The 16,615-nt window shown below is 34.4% G+C and carries 16 protein-coding genes and 1 other RNA gene; 7 read left to right on the top strand and 10 right to left on the bottom strand.

Annotated elements, in window-relative coordinates; translation table 11 throughout:
- Nucleotides 1-107: 107 nt before the first annotated feature.
- The 5 genes from DFQ05_RS03100 to DFQ05_RS03080 all read right to left on the bottom strand — a co-directional run bounded on the left by DFQ05_RS03100 (nucleotide 108) and on the right by DFQ05_RS03080 (nucleotide 4,744).
- Entirely contained in the window at nucleotides 108-656 is a 549-nt protein-coding gene (locus DFQ05_RS03100) for a 1-acyl-sn-glycerol-3-phosphate acyltransferase (RefSeq protein WP_132703468.1), read from the bottom strand.
- Nucleotide 657: 1 nt separating this feature from the next.
- The gene (locus tag DFQ05_RS03095) at nucleotides 658-1,740 is read right to left on the bottom strand and encodes an iron-containing alcohol dehydrogenase family protein (RefSeq protein ID WP_241974198.1); all 1,083 of its coding nucleotides are present in this window, start codon (nucleotides 1,738-1,740) and stop codon (nucleotides 658-660) included.
- 89 nt (nucleotides 1,741-1,829) lie between these two features.
- Nucleotides 1,830-2,537: an HAD family hydrolase gene (locus tag DFQ05_RS03090; protein ID WP_132704138.1), complete on the bottom strand. Its 708-nt coding sequence runs from the start codon at nucleotides 2,535-2,537 to the stop codon at nucleotides 1,830-1,832.
- Nucleotides 2,534-3,265, bottom strand: coding sequence for a 3-deoxy-manno-octulosonate cytidylyltransferase (kdsB, locus tag DFQ05_RS03085; protein ID WP_132703466.1), 732 nt, complete (start codon nucleotides 3,263-3,265; stop codon nucleotides 2,534-2,536). The genes DFQ05_RS03090 and kdsB overlap by 4 nt, the downstream gene beginning before the upstream one ends.
- 48 nt (nucleotides 3,266-3,313) lie before the next feature.
- Nucleotides 3,314-4,744, bottom strand: a complete 1,431-nt coding sequence (locus tag DFQ05_RS03080) for an ATP-dependent DNA helicase (protein ID WP_132703464.1) — start codon at nucleotides 4,742-4,744, stop codon at nucleotides 3,314-3,316.
- Between the two features lie 147 nt (nucleotides 4,745-4,891).
- On the opposite strand from DFQ05_RS03080, the gene DFQ05_RS03075 reads away from it, so the two are divergent.
- The 3 genes from DFQ05_RS03075 to rsmD are packed head-to-tail and all read left to right on the top strand — an operon-like array spanning nucleotide 4,892 to nucleotide 6,928.
- Nucleotides 4,892-5,620 carry a hypothetical protein gene (locus DFQ05_RS03075; RefSeq protein WP_132703462.1) on the top strand — a complete coding sequence of 243 codons (729 nt, stop codon included), beginning with the start codon at nucleotides 4,892-4,894 and terminating at the stop codon, nucleotides 5,618-5,620.
- A gap of 2 nt (nucleotides 5,621-5,622) precedes the next feature.
- Entirely contained in the window at nucleotides 5,623-6,408 is a 786-nt protein-coding gene (locus DFQ05_RS03070; protein ID WP_158281890.1) for a DUF3822 family protein, read from the top strand.
- The gene (gene rsmD, locus DFQ05_RS03065; RefSeq protein WP_132703458.1) at nucleotides 6,383-6,928 is read left to right on the top strand and encodes a 16S rRNA (guanine(966)-N(2))-methyltransferase RsmD; all 546 of its coding nucleotides are present in this window, start codon (nucleotides 6,383-6,385) and stop codon (nucleotides 6,926-6,928) included. The genes DFQ05_RS03070 and rsmD overlap by 26 nt, the downstream gene beginning before the upstream one ends.
- 31 nt (nucleotides 6,929-6,959) lie before the next feature.
- Here rsmD and rnpB read toward each other — a convergent pair.
- An RNA gene (rnpB, locus tag DFQ05_RS03060) (RNase P RNA component class A) lies at nucleotides 6,960-7,293 on the bottom strand.
- Nucleotides 7,294-7,392: 99 nt separating this feature from the next.
- Between rnpB and DFQ05_RS03055 the strand changes: the two genes are divergently transcribed.
- Genes DFQ05_RS03055 through DFQ05_RS03045 form a run of 3 tightly spaced genes read left to right on the top strand, consistent with a single transcriptional unit; the run spans nucleotide 7,393 to nucleotide 10,286 of the window.
- Nucleotides 7,393-9,135, top strand: coding sequence for a DNA polymerase III subunit gamma/tau (locus DFQ05_RS03055; RefSeq protein ID WP_132703456.1), 1,743 nt, complete (start codon nucleotides 7,393-7,395; stop codon nucleotides 9,133-9,135).
- Nucleotides 9,136-9,139: 4 nt separating this feature from the next.
- Nucleotides 9,140-9,703: a hypothetical protein gene (locus tag DFQ05_RS03050; RefSeq protein ID WP_132703454.1), complete on the top strand. Its 564-nt coding sequence runs from the start codon at nucleotides 9,140-9,142 to the stop codon at nucleotides 9,701-9,703.
- 1 nt (nucleotide 9,704) lies between these two features.
- Entirely contained in the window at nucleotides 9,705-10,286 is a 582-nt protein-coding gene (locus tag DFQ05_RS03045) for a MiaE family protein (RefSeq protein WP_132703452.1), read from the top strand.
- Nucleotides 10,287-10,342: 56 nt separating this feature from the next.
- Here DFQ05_RS03045 and DFQ05_RS03040 read toward each other — a convergent pair whose 3' ends face one another.
- The 4 genes from DFQ05_RS03040 to DFQ05_RS03025 form a co-directional block, all read right to left on the bottom strand.
- Nucleotides 10,343-10,882, bottom strand: coding sequence for a porin family protein (locus DFQ05_RS03040; RefSeq protein WP_132703450.1), 540 nt, complete (start codon nucleotides 10,880-10,882; stop codon nucleotides 10,343-10,345).
- A 97-nt stretch (nucleotides 10,883-10,979) separates the two neighbouring features.
- Nucleotides 10,980-11,885, bottom strand: a complete 906-nt coding sequence (locus tag DFQ05_RS03035; RefSeq protein ID WP_132703448.1) for a Ppx/GppA phosphatase family protein — start codon at nucleotides 11,883-11,885, stop codon at nucleotides 10,980-10,982.
- 1 nt (nucleotide 11,886) lies between these two features.
- Entirely contained in the window at nucleotides 11,887-13,944 is a 2,058-nt protein-coding gene (ppk1, locus tag DFQ05_RS03030; protein WP_132703446.1) for a polyphosphate kinase 1, read from the bottom strand.
- 63 nt (nucleotides 13,945-14,007) lie between these two features.
- Nucleotides 14,008-14,496, bottom strand: coding sequence for a SixA phosphatase family protein (locus DFQ05_RS03025; RefSeq protein ID WP_132703444.1), 489 nt, complete (start codon nucleotides 14,494-14,496; stop codon nucleotides 14,008-14,010).
- A 422-nt stretch (nucleotides 14,497-14,918) separates the two neighbouring features.
- On the opposite strand from DFQ05_RS03025, the gene DFQ05_RS13590 reads away from it, so the two are divergent.
- Nucleotides 14,919-16,615, top strand: a 1,697-nt coding sequence (locus DFQ05_RS13590) for an HYR domain-containing protein (protein WP_158281889.1), incomplete at its 3' end; no start/stop codon positions are given.

Raw genomic sequence — 16,615 nt, 5'->3', positions numbered from 1 at the left:
TTCTCATGATAGCCTTTTTTAATGGTAATGTTTCTTTCTATTGACACTGGGGTTTATTTTATGTTTCATTACATTTATAATAAATCAAACCTTGTGCCAAACTAGATTTAGGAATAGTCAGGCACCTTTCCTACAACACCCTCATAAAAAGCATGCATAAATGCAAAATCTGCATCCTTATCATCCGTTGGATAAAAAGGTTCTGAAATTTTATTTTGCTTATTCTTAAAATCTAAAGTAAACATGATAATTGGAACATTGGCTACTTTTGCGATATAATAAAAACCTGTTTTCCACTCGCTCACCTTCTTTCGCGTACCTTCTGGCGCAAGAGTTAATCGGAATTCGTCCTCGCCTTCAAATAATTTTGCTATAGCTTCAACTTTATTTTGTCCTGGCGTTCTATCTACGGGACGTCCACCTATGGCTTTAAAATAATAATTAAAAGGCCATACGAACAGTTCTTTTTTTCCAATAAAATTGGTTTTAACTCCAGTAATTTTTCTAAGATAAAGCCCAACAAAAAAATCGTGCCAGCTGGTATGAGGTGCTGCTATGATAACCGCTTTTTTAACTGTGTCCTTCGAAAAATTAGTGTTTCCAACGACTTTCCAGCCAAATACCTTAAAATATAGAAACCTTGCAAGCGCCTTCATACTACATTTTTAGATAAAGCGCTTTTAATTTTTTACGAGTTATAGTCTCTTTCCAATTTTTACCAACAGCGTTTTCCCACAAAGGTTCAAGACTTAAGGCTACATCAATCATAATATCAAACTCTTCGTCCTCGAGATTAGCACAAACGCCTTTAGGTAATTCGATATTATGCTTTTGTTTCATCTCTTTAAACAATTTAACGCCATCTGGATAAAATTCTTCTAAATGGTCGAAAACGATACAATTACCTAAACCGTGTTTTATGCCCAATAAAAACCCGAGTCCATAACTCATAGCGTGAGCCACACCGACTTGAGAGTAAGCGATACTCATACCACCATGCCAAGACGCCATCATTAATTTGTCTTGAGCTTCTTCCGCATTAAGATTATCGCTTAGAAATACCTCTTTACATATTTGGAAAGCTTTCTCACCGTAAGATTGGCTAAAGGCATTTAAATAACTTCCGTTGAGCGATTCTACACAATGCACAAAACAATCCATACCCGTATAAAACCATTGGTCTTTTGGTACATCTTTGGTTAATTCTGGGTCTAAAATAACTTGGTCGAAAGGTGTGTAATCGCTATTAATCCCTAATTTACGTTCTGGCCCAGTTAGTATTGTTGTTCTAGACACTTCAGCGCCTGTGCCAGATATTGTAGGAATTCCAACATGATAAATTGCTGGGTTTTTTACCAAATCCCAACCTTGATAATCTTTAGATTCTCCTGGGTTTGTTAGCATTAGTGATACGGCTTTTGCAATATCTAAAACTATGCCACCACCAATACCAATAATACCAGATGGGCGCTCGCTAAATTCTAAAATCAAATCTTCGACATACTCGTCTATTTGCGAGGTTTTGGGTTCCTCTGCTGTTGGAACGTATATTATTTTATCCTTATAAGATAAACTAATCCTAGAAGTTAACCAATGATTTCCTTTAAAAACATCATCGACATAATATATAAAAGGAGTTTCACGACCTTTACGTTTAGCTGAGATAATTTCATCTAATTGATTAAAACTACCTCTGCCAAACATGACACGAGAAACCATCGGAAAATTCTTATAACTCATTAATTCAATTTCTAAAACAAAAATATAAATACTTACACGTTCTACCTATAGTTTTAAATAATATTGATGTTTGCTAATACATATTTACCCTAAGAACTTAAAAGTTTAGGGATTTCGCCTATAGACTTAACAGTTACGTAATCTGCATCATCCGCTTCTTTTTTAGACACTCTTTCGTGCTGCCATGTTGTATGAAACGGTACATGAATAGCTTTGGCTCCAATTGCTACCAAAGGCAAAATATCGGATTTTAAAGAATTGCCCACCATTAGAAACTCTGACGGCTTAATATCTAAATGCCCTAGTAACTTGGAATAGTTTGTAGCCTCCTTCTCGCTCAACACTTCGATATGATGAAAATAATCTATCAATCCTGATTTCTCTAATTTCCGTTCTTGGTCTAGTAAATCGCCTTTTGTAGCCAAAATTAGTTTGTATTCTTTAGATAGTGATTTTAAAGTATCTTCAACATCCTCTAATATTTCTACAGGCTTGTTTATCATGTCTTTACCAATATCTAATATTTTCTCTATTGTTTTACTAGATACGGTATAGTTAGACAATTCTAAAGCTATTTCTACCATAGAAAGCACAAAACCTTTTACACCGTAACCGTAAATCGGTAGATTTTTCATTTCCATTTTAAAAAGCTCTTGGTCTATCTTATTTGCTGTTTCAAACTGAGATAATAACTGAGCAAACTCCTGCTCTGCGTCTCTAAAATAGGTTTCGTTAACCCAGAGTGTGTCGTCTGCGTCAAACCCAATAACTTTTATATTTCTGTAATCTACATTCAATTTGCCCAAAGTTTTTTAGCACGTTCTAAATCTTCGGGTGTATCAATTTCTACACCTTGTACATTAGTTTCTACCATTTTAATGCGCTTTCCGTATTCTAAGTACCTAATACATTCTATCTTTTCGGTAGCCTCTAAAAACTGCATAGGCAAAACAGTAAAATCTAATAACGCTTGCTTTCTAAAGGCATAAATTCCTTTATGTTTAAAATATCGTGATGTAATGCTTTTATCACGTGGATAAGGAATAGGGCTTCTAGAAAAATAAAGTGCAAAATTATTCTGGTCTACGATTACTTTTACCGTATTTGGGTTTTCAATCTCTTCCCAATCTTTAATTTCTACCATAAGGGAAGCTAAATCGATAACTTTTTCTTGATCATCCTTAAAAACATCTAATACTTTAGCTAAGCTCTGACGCTCTGTAAAAGGCTCGTCGCCTTGCACATTGACTACGATATCACAATCGATATTTGCTACAGCTTCTGCAATTCGGTCACTACCAGACTGGTGTTCCTTTATACTCATAATCGCTTTGCCATTATTCGACGTGATTTCATCGAAAATAACTGCGCTATCTGTAACAACATAGACTTCTGAAAATAAGCCTGTAGCAACTGTCGCCTCATAAGTCCTAGTAATCACCGTTTTACCAGCTAAATCCTGCATTAATTTTGCAGGAAATCGTGAAGCTGCATAACGCGCAGGAATCATAGCAATAACTTTCATCTAAAGGTTGTTTTGTTAATCAAAAATAATAGTTTGAATTGATAAAAGCTATTCTACAAAAGAATCATCCTTAAAACCAATGAGATATAACTTTTCTTTTGCTCTTGTTACAGCCGTATATAACCATCTAATATAATCTCTGTCTGGTCCATTGGGCAAATAGGGTTGCTCAACAAAAATAGTATGCCATTGTCCACCTTGAGACTTATGACAAGTAATGGCATAAGAAAACTTAACTTGTAAAGCATTAAAAAACTTATTATTCTTTACACCCAAAAAACGCTTGTAGTTTGATGCTTCGTTGGCGTAGTCTTTAGCAACTTCTTGATAGAGTCGATTAGACTCATCGTAAGTTAAAGATGCACTTTCGGAAGAAATAGTATCTAAAAGTAAAACCGTCTCAAAAGGACGCATTCTAGGATAATCGACCATTTTTACTTTAACCTCGGCAAATTTAAAACCGTAGAGTTCTTTAATACTAAAAATCTCCAAAACCTCGATAATATCACCATTAGCAATAAAACCAGCTTCGGTCGTTGGTTTTATCCAAAAATAATTATTCTTAACCACCATGAGATAATCTCCTGCTGACAACTCACTTTCATTAAAAAGAATTCTATTACGGATTTGTTGGTTGTATAAATTTGCACGTTTATTACTCCTAACAATAATGGCGGTTTCCTCGTATCCTAAATTACTGTACGAGTCGTTTATAGCGTCCATGATTTCGTGACCATCAATAAGCCTTACAATATCTTTGTAAGGATTCACATTAAATTTAAAGCTGTCATAAAAATTACTTTCTAAAACTGCTCTTAACTCTGTGGCATTATCTAATATGCCAGAATCTTGCTCTTGGCGCACCACTTCATCCAACTCTACGGACTGCACAGCTTTATTATAATTTAGGTCTAATTTTGAAGCATCCAGTGCTGGACTTAACTCAGACTTAACAGGTGGTAATTGTGCCGTATCGCCTATTAACAGCAATTTACATTTATGCCCAGAATACACATACTGAATTAAATCGTCTAAAAGCGAACCATTTTCGAAAAGCTTTGAGTCTGCTGGTGTATCCGGTATCATAGAGGCTTCATCTACAATAAAAATGGTATTACGATGCTTGTTAGGTTGCATAACAAACTTTACGCCTCCACCTTTCTCTTTCTTAGGAAAGTAAATCTTTTTATGAATAGTAAAGGCTTCCTTATTAGAGTAGTTAGAAATAACCTTTGCAGCACGTCCGGTTGGGGCTAAAAGAACTGCACTTACTTTTGCTTGCCATAAATGGGCCACCATTGTTCCGATAATGCTAGTTTTCCCTGTTCCTGCAAACCCTTTTAGTAAGTATAACGAACTGGGATTCTTATCAAAAATAAACTCGGATAATTGCATTAATACAATATCTTGTTTTTCAGTAGGTTGAAAAGGAAACTTAGACTTAATTAGTCTGTAAAAATCTGATGGTTTTTCTATCATTAATACTGTAAAACTAAATGGCAAGATACTATTATATATTCACTTTTATGCGTTGCACAAGTTGTCCTTAATTATTTTTATTTATTATGTTTTTGTGAACAAAAAAAAATTGTAGATTTGCGAAAGACCTAATAAAATAAACTAACTATGTTAAAAGTAATTCTCGCAATTGTTGCTATTATTCTCCTAACTATACTAATCGTTTGGTTAATAGATAAATTTGTTCCTAAAAAAATTAAGCCAGTTCTAAACTTAGTACTTTGGGCTTTAATTGTTTATTTGGGCTACATTACTTTTAATTCAGTTTATGACGAGTTAAGATTTGAGAAAATTAAAGACGAGCGCTATCAAGTTGTTGTAGATAGACTTATAGATATTCAAAAAGCACAAATAGCCTACAAAGATGTTAACGGAAAGTATACAGATAAGTACGATAATTTAATTCGTTTTATCGATACGGCTCAAGTGCCAATTACACAAAGACGCGACAGTACAGTCAGAGATGATGAGCAAAGTCGCCGTTATGGTATTGATATGTTTAAAACAATAACGTTAATCGATACCTTAGATTATTATTCGGTTAAAGATTCTCTATTTAAAAAAGTAGACCATACCAAAATTATGAATGTTGGTGTCGGTGCAGAAGGTGCTAAGTTTGAATTAAAAGCTGGTACTATAGATGATATTCCTGTTTTTGAAGCTAGCGTTGACAAAGCCGTTGTGTTACACGACCAGGATAAGAACTTGGTAGCTAATGAAAAGCAAACGGTGTCTGTGGACGGTGTTAATGGACCAAAAATAGTTGTAGGTTCTATGAACGAAATTAGCACAGCTGGTAACTGGCCTAAAAACTTTGCCAAAAACAAAAAAGAATAGTTTTGACTAAAAAACAATTTAAAGATATGTCCATTCAAGTTAAATTGAATGGACTTTCTTTTTGCGTTCTTAATAAATCGTCTCAAAAGTTAGAACATCTAAGTTCTATGTCTTTTGGAGAGAAACTAACACCTTTTGATGTACTTAATCGGCTAAAAGATGAGTTAGCCTCTAATACCGTCTTTTCAGAAGAATTTAATAGCGTTAGTGTTATACACTATAACGAACTCGCTAGTCTAGTTCCTTATGCCCTTTATGACGAAGCTTTGAATGCCGAATATCTAAAGTATAATTCTAAAATCTTAAAAACAGACTTTATTGCCTCGGATGTACTAAAAGACAACCAAATGGTATCGGTTTACGTTCCCTACATTAATATCAATAATTACATTTTTGAAACCTTTGGTGAATTCTCTTATACCCACGCCTCTACTATTTTTATAGAGGCAACAGGCTGTATTTCGGAGGAAGTGGATGATGCGGTTCTTTTTGTGAATATGGAAAACCAATCCATGCAAGTTCTTCTTAGAAGAGGAAATTCTGTAGAATTTTACAATTATTTTGAATTTACGACACCAGAAGATTTCATTTATTATCTGCTTTTTACTTGCGAGCAAAAACACCTTAATCCAGATAGTATAGAATTAAAGTTTACGGGTGATATAAGTAAGGAAGATGAATTTTACCAAATAGCCTACAAATATATAAGACACGTCTCTATCTTAGAAAATTCTAAAGATTTTTTAATTAAAAACAGCTTTAATGCGAATAATTTCAGGACAGTTTAAGGGTCGAAAAATACAAGCTCCTAAGCAATTGCCTGTAAGGCCTACCACAGACATGGCTAAAGAGGCCTTATTTAATATTCTGAATAATAGATACTATTTTGATGATATATCTGTTTTAGACCTATTCTCGGGAACTGGTAATATTAGCTACGAATTTGCCTCTCGTGGTACAGAAAATATTTTGGCTGTTGATGCTAATTTTGGCTGCATAAAGTTTATAAATAAAACAGCGGAGGATTTTGACATGCCTATAAAAACTGTAAAAAGTGATGTCTTTAAGTTCCTTGAAAATTCAAAACAACAATTTACGATAATCTTTGCAGATCCTCCATACGATTTTGGCTTGGAAGCATTTGCTAAAATACCAGAATTTGTATTTAACAATAAATTACTTGAAGAGGATGGATTACTAATAGTAGAACATTCTAAACATACAGATTTAAGCAAGCTAGACTATTACAATTTATCTAAAAGTTACGGCGGAAATACGTTTAGCTTTTTTGAAGCGGCTAAAAAATAACAAAGCCTTCTACCATAGTAAAAGGCTTGTTAAAATTAGTAAATCTATAAGCCGAATTCTGTATACTGGCTCTGACAAATCATACCAGTACCCTTATCATTTATCTACATTTATTGTTACCAATAAACTCTAGCTGTCTACCCTCCAGCAATCGGACGTGCAGCCCTTAACGCTGGTTTACATGACATTGCACCTTATAGAGTTTACCTGATTTCACTACAGCATTACCTGTACATTCTTTCTGTTGCACTTTTCCTCACCTCACGGTGGATGGCTGTTAACCACTATAATGCACTATGGTGTTCGGACTTTCCTCTCAAGTACTAAACTTGGTTTAGAACGCGAGCGATAAGGCGATTTACTGCTGCAAAAGTAATTAAATTGTTAATAACTCCTATTAAATTTAGTCCTCTGAAAATTACTATTTCATCCTTATTATTAAATTTGTAATTCAGTAGTTTTTTATGGAACATTTTGTAGTATCGGCCAGGAAGTATAGACCTCAGACATTTAAAGATGTTGTGGGTCAGCAGGCTATTACAAATACGCTTTTAAATGCTATTGAAAATAATCACTTGGCCCAAGCTTTGTTATTTACTGGACCGCGTGGTGTTGGTAAAACTACCTGTGCTCGTATCCTAGCTAAAATGATAAATAGCGATGGTCTTACAAGTGAAGATGAAGATTTTGCCTTTAATATTTTTGAGCTAGACGCCGCCTCTAATAACTCAGTTGACGATATAAGAAATTTAACAGACCAAGTGCGTATTCCACCACAGGTCGGTAAATATAAAGTCTATATCATTGACGAGGTTCATATGCTATCCCAAGCTGCATTCAACGCTTTTCTTAAAACGCTAGAAGAACCACCAAAGCATTGTATTTTTATTTTAGCAACTACAGAAAAGCATAAAATAATTCCTACGATTCTTTCTCGTTGTCAAATTTTTGATTTTAAGCGAATTACGGTAAAAGACGCCAAAGACTATCTTAAATACATCGCAGAAGAACAAGGTATCACGGCCGAAGACGATGCCTTGCATATTATCGCTCAAAAAGCAGATGGCGCTATGCGAGATGCATTGTCTATTTTTGACCGTGTGGTTAGTTTTTCTGGTAAAAATTTAACACGCCAAGCGGTTACAGAAAATCTAAATGTTCTGGATTACGAAACGTATTTTACAAGTACAGATTTAATTTTAGAAAATAAGATTCCCGGATTACTCGTTCATTTTAATACGGTTCTTTCAAAAGGATTCGACGGACATCACTATATTGCTGGTTTAGCTTCACATTTTAGAGACTTATTGGTTTGCAAGAACCCATCAACTATAGAACTTCTAGAAGTCGGAGACGACACAAAAACCAAATATATAGAGCAGTCTCAGAAATGCTCTCAGAACTTACTAATTAAAGGTATTGACATTGCTAACGACTGTGACTTAAAATATAAAAACAGTAAAAACCAAAGACTGCTTGTTGAGTTAGCTTTAATGCAATTGGCCTCTATCACTTTCGATGGAGAAAAAAAAAATAGCAGACATTACATAATTCCGCCTTCTTATTTTAAAGCTAAAGGAATTGTCCCAATACCTGTGGCAAAACCTGAATCTAAATCAGAACAACAATCAGAACCTACTAAAGAAAGAGAAACTTTAAAATTAAATACGAATACAACGGAGATTACTAAACATAGTGAACCTCAGGAATCAATACCGCTACCCAAACTATCTATAAATAATCCGACAAAAGTTACATCTGGACTTTCGCTTAAAAGTATCCGTGAGAAAAAAGAGCATCTAATTAAGCAAATGGATGTTGTTATCGACGAGGAAAATTTACCGAAAGAACCTGTCTCTCAAGAACAATTTTTAGATGCTTGGAACGCTTATATAAAATCACTTCATAAAAAAGGTGAAAAGATAATGGCTTCTATAATGGAAATGGAGGTGCCAAAGCTAGACGATACTGCAATTTGCATCACCTATTCCAATAACACCAATAAGATTGAATTGGAACGCGCACAATATCCACTTCTAGCCTATCTTAGAAAAGCGTGTAAAAATTACGACCTTCATCTTAAAATTACTGTGAATGAAGAAGTTGCTAAAAAGTATGCTTTTACACCGCAAGAAAAATATCAAAAACTAAAAGAGAAAAACCCTAATATAGACCTCCTAAAGAAAACTTTTGGACTAGACGTTTAAAACTATGCGAACCCCTATACTTCTTTTATGCATGGCTCTTATTGGCCTTACAGCCTGTGAGGGAAGAAAAACCATGAAACGTTCGTTATCAGAAAGTATTAAAACTTATACAACTTCACATTATATAGAAGAAACTAATTACATACCTGAAGCTTACAGAGAAATAGATATTGATACCACTTTAAGTAATGGTTTTAATGTTAAGATTAAAACATTTACAAATATGAAAACTTATATCCCTAAGTCAGAGCTTAAAGACTCAATAACTTATAACAAAAAATATAGAGCCATAAATAGCGAGGTCGTTATCTTCCATAAGAATAAAAAGGTTTTTGAAGATATTATTGATAAGGACTTCTTAATATCAGAAAATAACACAATTAAAGATTTTGCATTATTGTCTAACATAAGAGGTGTATGGTTAAATCAGTATCAAAACTATGAGAATAAGGTTGTTCTAGATATTAATTTATGTACCGTAGAATCGTACGATTGCAAATCGATGAAGCTCTCTATTGATAAAAATGGTAATTACACCTTATCTTTGACAAAAGAAAATTTACTATAAAATGCTAGGTTTAAAATTACCAACTGACCCAAGATGGGTTAATATTGTTGAAAAAAACATCGAAGATATTTTAACCGACCACGCTTATTGCGAACAAAAAGCGGCAAGTACAGCAATTTCTTTAATTGTAAGCTTCCCAGAATATACAGAACTTGTAAAGGAAATGACTGATTTGGTGAACGAAGAAATGAGTCATTTTAAAATGGTGCACGACTTAATTATAGAACGTGGTTGGACACTTGGCAGAGACAGAAAAGATGATTATGTTTTACAACTACTAAAGTTTTTCCCAAAAGGCGGAAGTAGAACAACTCAACTGGTTCATAGATTACTTTATGCTGCTCTAATAGAAGCTAGAAGTTGCGAACGTTTTAGATTGCTTTCTGAAGAACTTGCAGATAAAAGACTAGCAAAATTCTACCGAAAGTTAATGATTAGTGAAGCTGGCCATTACACAATGTTTCTAAAATTTGCCAGACAATACGGTGATAAAAAAGAAGTAAATGCTAAATGGCAAGCACTGTTAGATTACGAAGCTAAAATTATGAAGTCGTTAGGCAATAAAGAGACCATACACGGATAAAAAAAGCCTCTTGTTTACATCACAAGAGGCTTTTTATTTAATATCATTTGTACTTATTAGATTTTTATTCCTACACCTACCTGAATTGTGAATTGCGTTGCCTCTAAAGGAGCTAAACTTTCGTCTAGTAAGTTCTTAAAATCATAGCCAGCACGCACGTCTATAAAATAATCTTCTAAAAACTTATATTCTATACCGCCAACACCTGAAAATCTTATTGTATCGTAAGCATCCGCACTTTTCCATGTTTTTACGCCAATTTGTGGTCCAGCACCAATCATAAAATTATTTCCAATCTGAAATCTTAGTTGAATAGGTAAATTGAGATAATTAGCTCTCCAATCCTCTTCCTTAGCACCTTCTGCGGACCATTGCAATTCTGTATTTAGCCACAAGGTTTCTGATAATGAAAACTCTGCAAAGCCACCAAAATAAAAACCATTTCTATGCATGTTTCTCGATACAGGAGCAGGATCAAAATCTAAATTAGAAATATTTACACCAGCCCTAACACCATAACGTGTTGTTTCATATCCCTGAGAAAAACAAAAAGCTAGTGATAGCAATAAAAACGACGTAAGTACAATTTTTTTCATAAGAGTTGATTATTTATCAATACGAATATAAGTTGAATATGTTATAGTAGTCTAATTATTAGACTTTTGTTAAAAAAAACAGGATAAACGGTAATCATCACAAATCTATACTCTTTATCGATTCATAGTATATACTTTTTATAATACCATCTGACAGCCCAATTTTTGGTACAAGTATGTCCTTAGCTCCACTCCACTTCATTGCAGAAAGATATATGCGCAACGCTGGTATAATTACATCTGCTCTATCTTGATTAAGATTTAGTTCGGTGATTCGTTCTTCGTAACTGTAATTTTGTAGCTCGTTATAATAGCTTGTTAAATAAAAATAAGACAGAGGCTTACCAATATCTTTTCCAGATATTTTAAAAATTTTATTGATGTTTCCTCCAGAACCGATAAGCTCAATTTTATCAAAACTCTTAGTATTGCTTTTAATCCAGTTTTCCAATGCTCGCCAAGTTTCGTTTTTAACACTATCGTTTAACAAGCGTACCGTTCCTATTCGGAACGATTTAGATTCGACTTTCTCGGAATTGTGAATAATAGAGAATTCAGTGCTACCACCACCAACATCTACGTATAAATAGGTTTTGTCTGGATTTATAAACTTGTGTAAATCTGTTGCAGCTATAATTGTGGCCTCCTCTTCGCCATCAATAACATCAATTTTTATATTACTTTCCTTTTCTACCAATTTACAAACTTCTGCTCCATTAGATGCCTCTCGCATAGCCGATGTTGCACATGCTTTGTATTTTGCGATGCCATGAGACTTCATTAACAAGTAGAACGCGGTCATCGTATCTTTGATTCTTTGAATGTTATAATCTGAAATTGAACCCGAAATAAACACATCTGCACCAAGCCTAATAGGAACTCGAACTAATGCGTTTTTCTTAAAGATTACTGGCTTATCTTCTTGCTCTATAATACTGGTTACCAAAAGCCTTACAGCGTTAGAACCAATGTCGATAGCTCCATATTTTTCAATCTTCAGCATACTAATCGTTCAGTTTATTTTTATAATAGTCGTACACTTCGAATTGCGAACGAATCTTTTTCTGGGTATTGGTTATCCTATAACTATTATCTTGACTTTGGTTAATGACTCTTGCTTTTACATTATCGCTCCAATATATATCGAACATATCTAGTAACTCTGCCTTTATGTCTTCATCGTAAATTGGACATGTAACTTCAACTCTAGTCTCGATATTTCTTGTCATCCAATCCGCAGACGAAATGTATATTTTTGAATCGGTATTATTACCAAAAATATATAATCGGGTATGTTCTAAAAATTTATCAACAATACTTATAACCTCAATATTTTCGCTCATTCCTTCAATCCCTGGCACTAAACAGCAGATGCCTCGTACAATCATTTGTATTTTTACGCCATTTCTACTTGCTTCATATAGCTTATCAATCATGTTGTAGCTACTAATGCTATTCATCTTTAATCGAATGTAACCTGCTTTTCCACTCTTTGCTTTTTCGATTTCTTTATCGATTAGTCCGAATAGTTTGGTTTTTGTGTAATGAGGTGATGTTATAATATGCTTATACCTATATATCTTGTAATTTACTTCTAGAAAATTGAAAACCTTATTTAAATCTTTTAGTAATTTTTGGTCGGATGTTAAAAGCGTAAAATCCGTATAAAACTTAGCGGTATTTTCATTAAAGTTTCCGGTACTAACAAAGCCATAGCGCTTAATTTTAGAACCTTCTTCTCTCTCGATAACACACATTTTACTATGTACTTTAAGACCAGTAACTCCAAATAACATAGTCACACCTTCGCTTTGCATTTGCTCGGCATATTTAATATTTGCCTCTTCATCAAAACGTGCTCTTAACTCTATGGAGACAGTTACTCTCTTACCATTTTTGGCCGCATTAATTAAGGAACTTGCAACATGAGAAATTTGGGCTAAGCGATAAATGGTAATTTTAATCGATTGTACTTTAGGGTCTAGCGCAGCTTCTCTAAGAAACTTTACGACGTAAGAAAATGTATTATATGGCGCGTGTACCATATAATCTTTTTTAGAAATAGTACTAAAAATGCTTTGGGTAAGACTTAAACCTTTTATGGGAAGCGGTTCTATTTCACTGTAGAGTAAATCGTTTCTTCCTAAACTTGGAAACCCCATGTAATCTCGACGATTATGGTAGCGGCCACCAGGAATAACACTGTCTTTAGAATCGATACCCATTTTATCCATTAAAAATTCTAACGTGTCCTCCTCAATCGTCTTATCATATACAAACCTCACAGGTTCTCCTATCTGGCGGTCTCTTACACTATCGGAGATTTTAGCCATAAAACTCTTGCTTAAATCACTATCGAAATCGAGCTCTCCATCTCTGGTGATTTTAATCATGTTAGCGGTAATGGACTTATAATCAAAAATGTTGAAAATATCTTTTAAACAATAGCGTAGCAAATCGTCTACTAAAATAATGTAGCTCTTACCATTATACTCTGGCAGAACTACAAACCTGTCCATGGACTTGGATATTTCTAACAAAGCATATTGTTGTGCATCATTAGTCAATTCCATTTTTACTGCAAGATAAGCTGCTGTATCCTTTAGCAACGGTAACTCTATCTGGTCGTTTAATATAATTGTAACTAAAGCCGGACTGACCTTCTGAAAAAAATAGTCTTTTATATAATCGTGATGAAATTCTTCGATTTCAGTTTCATTAATAATATAAATATTCTCTTTTTTTAATTCCGAATGAATACTATCTAATATCTCTAAACTCGTACTTTGATGCTCTATAACTGTTTCAGTAATTTTCTGGAGTAAATCACTGGCTTTTATACCACCAAGCTGACTCTTTCCTCCTTTACCCGCCTGGTCTATACGCTTAATCGTTGCGTATCTCACTTTAAAAAACTCATCTAAATTATTAGAAAATATACCTATAAATCTTAAGCGCTCAATTAACGGAACGTTTTTGTCTGCAGCCTCTTGTAGAACTCTTGCGTTAAACTGAAGCCAACTTAATTCTCTATTTATATAACTATTTTCGGTTTTTGTCATGTAGGAAAGATTTCCTCAAATATAATTGTTCAAAAAAAGAAGTGCTAAGGAATTATTAAAAATTTAAGGTCTAAAATCTCTTGGAAACATAATAAGCTCTGTCTGCCCATATTTGGCATATTTCCACGAATCGACATTAAACTTAATAAGTACCAAACCTGCAGTCGGTAAATTATCAATATACTTGTCTCCCATTTGGTTGGCAATGGTCGTAAATGCATGGTTATGACCAAAAATAGCAACTGTATTTAAGCTGTCGCTTAGGTTGTTAATATACCTAATTACAGACTCACCACCGAAATCGTACAAATCGTCTACGATTTCGATTTTACTACTCGGCCAATTTAAATTTTGCTTAAAAATAGTACATGTAGTATGTGCCCTCTTGGCCGGACTAGTGTAAACGGCATCTACAATAATGCCCTTGCCAGAAAATTCTTTAGAAATGAGGAGTGCATCATCTACTCCTCTTTGTTTTAAAGGCCTTTCTTTGTCTGATACGTTGTATTTCCAGGACGACTTAGCGTGTCTAACTAAAATTAGTCTCTTCATTCAAATTGAATTTACATTTTTTATTAATGCGTCAGTGTTACAACTTAAAGCTATCCATTCTTATCACTAATTAGATGATTACGGCTTAAAAAAAATGATTAAAACCTAAATTTTTCAGAAAACAAACAAGACTAAATACAACTTTAAGGCGATTAAAAGTACAAAAAAATCGACTAATGGTAAATCATTGCTTCTTGTCGAATATATGAGCATTTAACGAGTTTTATTTGCTTAAACAAACTGTTGTTAGTTGCTTTGTTAAGCTATTATCAATATTCAAAAGATACTCTCTCAAAGAGTATTTTAATTTCTTCCCCCATAACATATTGTAATTAGTATTGACCTTATTTACTAAGGTTGAAAATGCTATACATAAGAATTATAGTCTTTTTAGGACTGTTAAGATATAACTAAGAACTGTTATGAGAACTACTACATTAAGGGAAATTTGGAAGTACAACCTGTACTTCGTTTTAGCTTTTAGTCTATTGAGTATAACTAATTTAAATGCTCAATGTACTCTAGATGTAAATGATGCCAATCAACCAAACATCTTACAAAGTGGAGATTTTGGTTACATCAATGGAATAAATGGATTTAATCAGTATCAAATTACTGGTGCTGATTTTATTTCGTGGCTTAATTCTACAACTGTTTTAAACAATTGTACGGAAGTTATAATTCCTGCTGGTTATGCTGTTATTCTAAACGGAACACAAGTTATTCCTAATCATATTAATAGAATAACTATTCAGGACCAAGGCCAAATACTATGGGCAACAAATAATACAGATTTAATACTGCCCCAAGACACTGGCTTAGTTATAGATAATGTCACTGACGTAGGCTCTACCACTGGTGCCATTGGTTCTACAACTAACTCATGTGGTAATAACAAAGCCATAATTATAGGTTCTGTTAAATATTCGGCATGTTCTGGTGGTGGTAATGTATGTTATACCTTCGCTGAATTAATTAATGTTGGTGGTACACCACGAATAGACCCTAATGTTGCGGTAATAGGTGGAGTTGGAAATGATGTTTGTTTCGACTCGGCTTTCTTAGACGCCACTATTAATGGACTACAAGATGGTATATCAGTTACATCATATACATGGACTCTAGCGCCTGTACCGCAAGCTGGTACGGCTACGTTTTCTCCTAATAATACTGAAGATACAACCGTTACAGTATCGACCCCAGGTAATTATACATTTAGAATTACTGTTGTTTTTCCCTTAGGTCCTGATTGTATAAACGCTTCTGCAACAATATTTACAGATATAAATCTTGATTTTTTACCAGCCATTACAGGAGATTTCACGTTTTCACCAGATGCCTGCGGCAATACTATAAATTTTAACGCAACATCTAATGACCCGTATCCTAATCCTCCAGGTGTTAATGATATTACCTATTCTTGGGATTTTGGTGATGGCACAACTAGTACTGATAAAAATCCAACACACACATTTCCTGCAAATGATAATATAGACGACTATACGGTGACACTGACAATTTCTGATGCTGATGGTTCTATTGCCGACTGTAATAGTCAGACAATAACAAAAACAGTTTCAGCAGTAGATAATGAACCGCCTACTATCGATTGTCCTGCGGATATTAACCTAAACGTCGATGCTGGTAACTGCTCGGCTGTAGCGACATTCGCTACGCCTGCTGGTGATGATAACTGTGGCGTAGCTTCTGTAATACAAACTGCTGGCCTTCCGTCTGGTAGCGCTTTCCCTGTTGGAACTACTCTTGTGACTTTTGAGGTAACCGATACTGCTGGTCTAACTGCAGAATGCTCTTTCAATGTTGTAGTAACGGATAATGAACCGCCTACTATCGATTGTCCTGCGGATATTAACCTAAACGTCGATGCTGGTAACTGCTCGGCTGTAGCGACATTCGCTACGCCTGCTGGTGATGATAACTGTGCTGTGGCTTCTGTAATACAAACTGCTGGCCTTCCGTCTGGTAGCGCTTTCCCTGTTGGAACTACTCTTGTGACTTTTGAGGTAACCGATACTGCTGGTCTAACTGCAGAATGCTCTTTCAATGTTGTAGTAACGGATAATGAACCGCCTACTATCGATTGTCCTGCGGATATTGT

Source organism: Winogradskyella wandonensis, from assembly GCF_004346845.1.
Taxonomy (GTDB): Bacteria; Bacteroidota; Bacteroidia; order Flavobacteriales; family Flavobacteriaceae; genus Winogradskyella; species Winogradskyella wandonensis.
The sequence above is the reverse complement of the archived record's forward strand: the minus strand, read 5'-3'. Positions and strand labels throughout refer to the sequence as shown.

Bases quoted from the DNA above. Each gene is read 5' to 3' on its own strand.
- DFQ05_RS03100 (WP_132703468.1), bottom strand. From the start codon at position 656: ATGAAGGCGCTTGCAAGGTTTCTATATTTTAAGGTATTTGGCTGGAAA.
- DFQ05_RS03095 (WP_241974198.1), bottom strand. From the start codon at position 1,740: ATGAGTTATAAGAATTTTCCGATGGTTTCTCGTGTCATGTTTGGCAGA.
- kdsB (WP_132703466.1), bottom strand. From the start codon at position 3,265: ATGAAAGTTATTGCTATGATTCCTGCGCGTTATGCAGCTTCACGATTT.
- DFQ05_RS03080 (WP_132703464.1), bottom strand. From the start codon at position 4,744: ATGATAGAAAAACCATCAGATTTTTACAGACTAATTAAGTCTAAGTTT.
- DFQ05_RS03075 (WP_132703462.1), top strand. From the start codon at position 4,892: ATGTTAAAAGTAATTCTCGCAATTGTTGCTATTATTCTCCTAACTATA.
- rsmD (WP_132703458.1), top strand. From the start codon at position 6,383: ATGCGAATAATTTCAGGACAGTTTAAGGGTCGAAAAATACAAGCTCCT.
- DFQ05_RS03055 (WP_132703456.1), top strand. From the start codon at position 7,393: ATGGAACATTTTGTAGTATCGGCCAGGAAGTATAGACCTCAGACATTT.
- DFQ05_RS03050 (WP_132703454.1), top strand. From the start codon at position 9,140: ATGCGAACCCCTATACTTCTTTTATGCATGGCTCTTATTGGCCTTACA.
- DFQ05_RS03045 (WP_132703452.1), top strand. From the start codon at position 9,705: ATGCTAGGTTTAAAATTACCAACTGACCCAAGATGGGTTAATATTGTT.
- DFQ05_RS03040 (WP_132703450.1), bottom strand. From the start codon at position 10,882: ATGAAAAAAATTGTACTTACGTCGTTTTTATTGCTATCACTAGCTTTT.
- DFQ05_RS03035 (WP_132703448.1), bottom strand. From the start codon at position 11,885: ATGCTGAAGATTGAAAAATATGGAGCTATCGACATTGGTTCTAACGCT.
- ppk1 (WP_132703446.1), bottom strand. From the start codon at position 13,944: ATGACAAAAACCGAAAATAGTTATATAAATAGAGAATTAAGTTGGCTT.
- DFQ05_RS03025 (WP_132703444.1), bottom strand. From the start codon at position 14,496: ATGAAGAGACTAATTTTAGTTAGACACGCTAAGTCGTCCTGGAAATAC.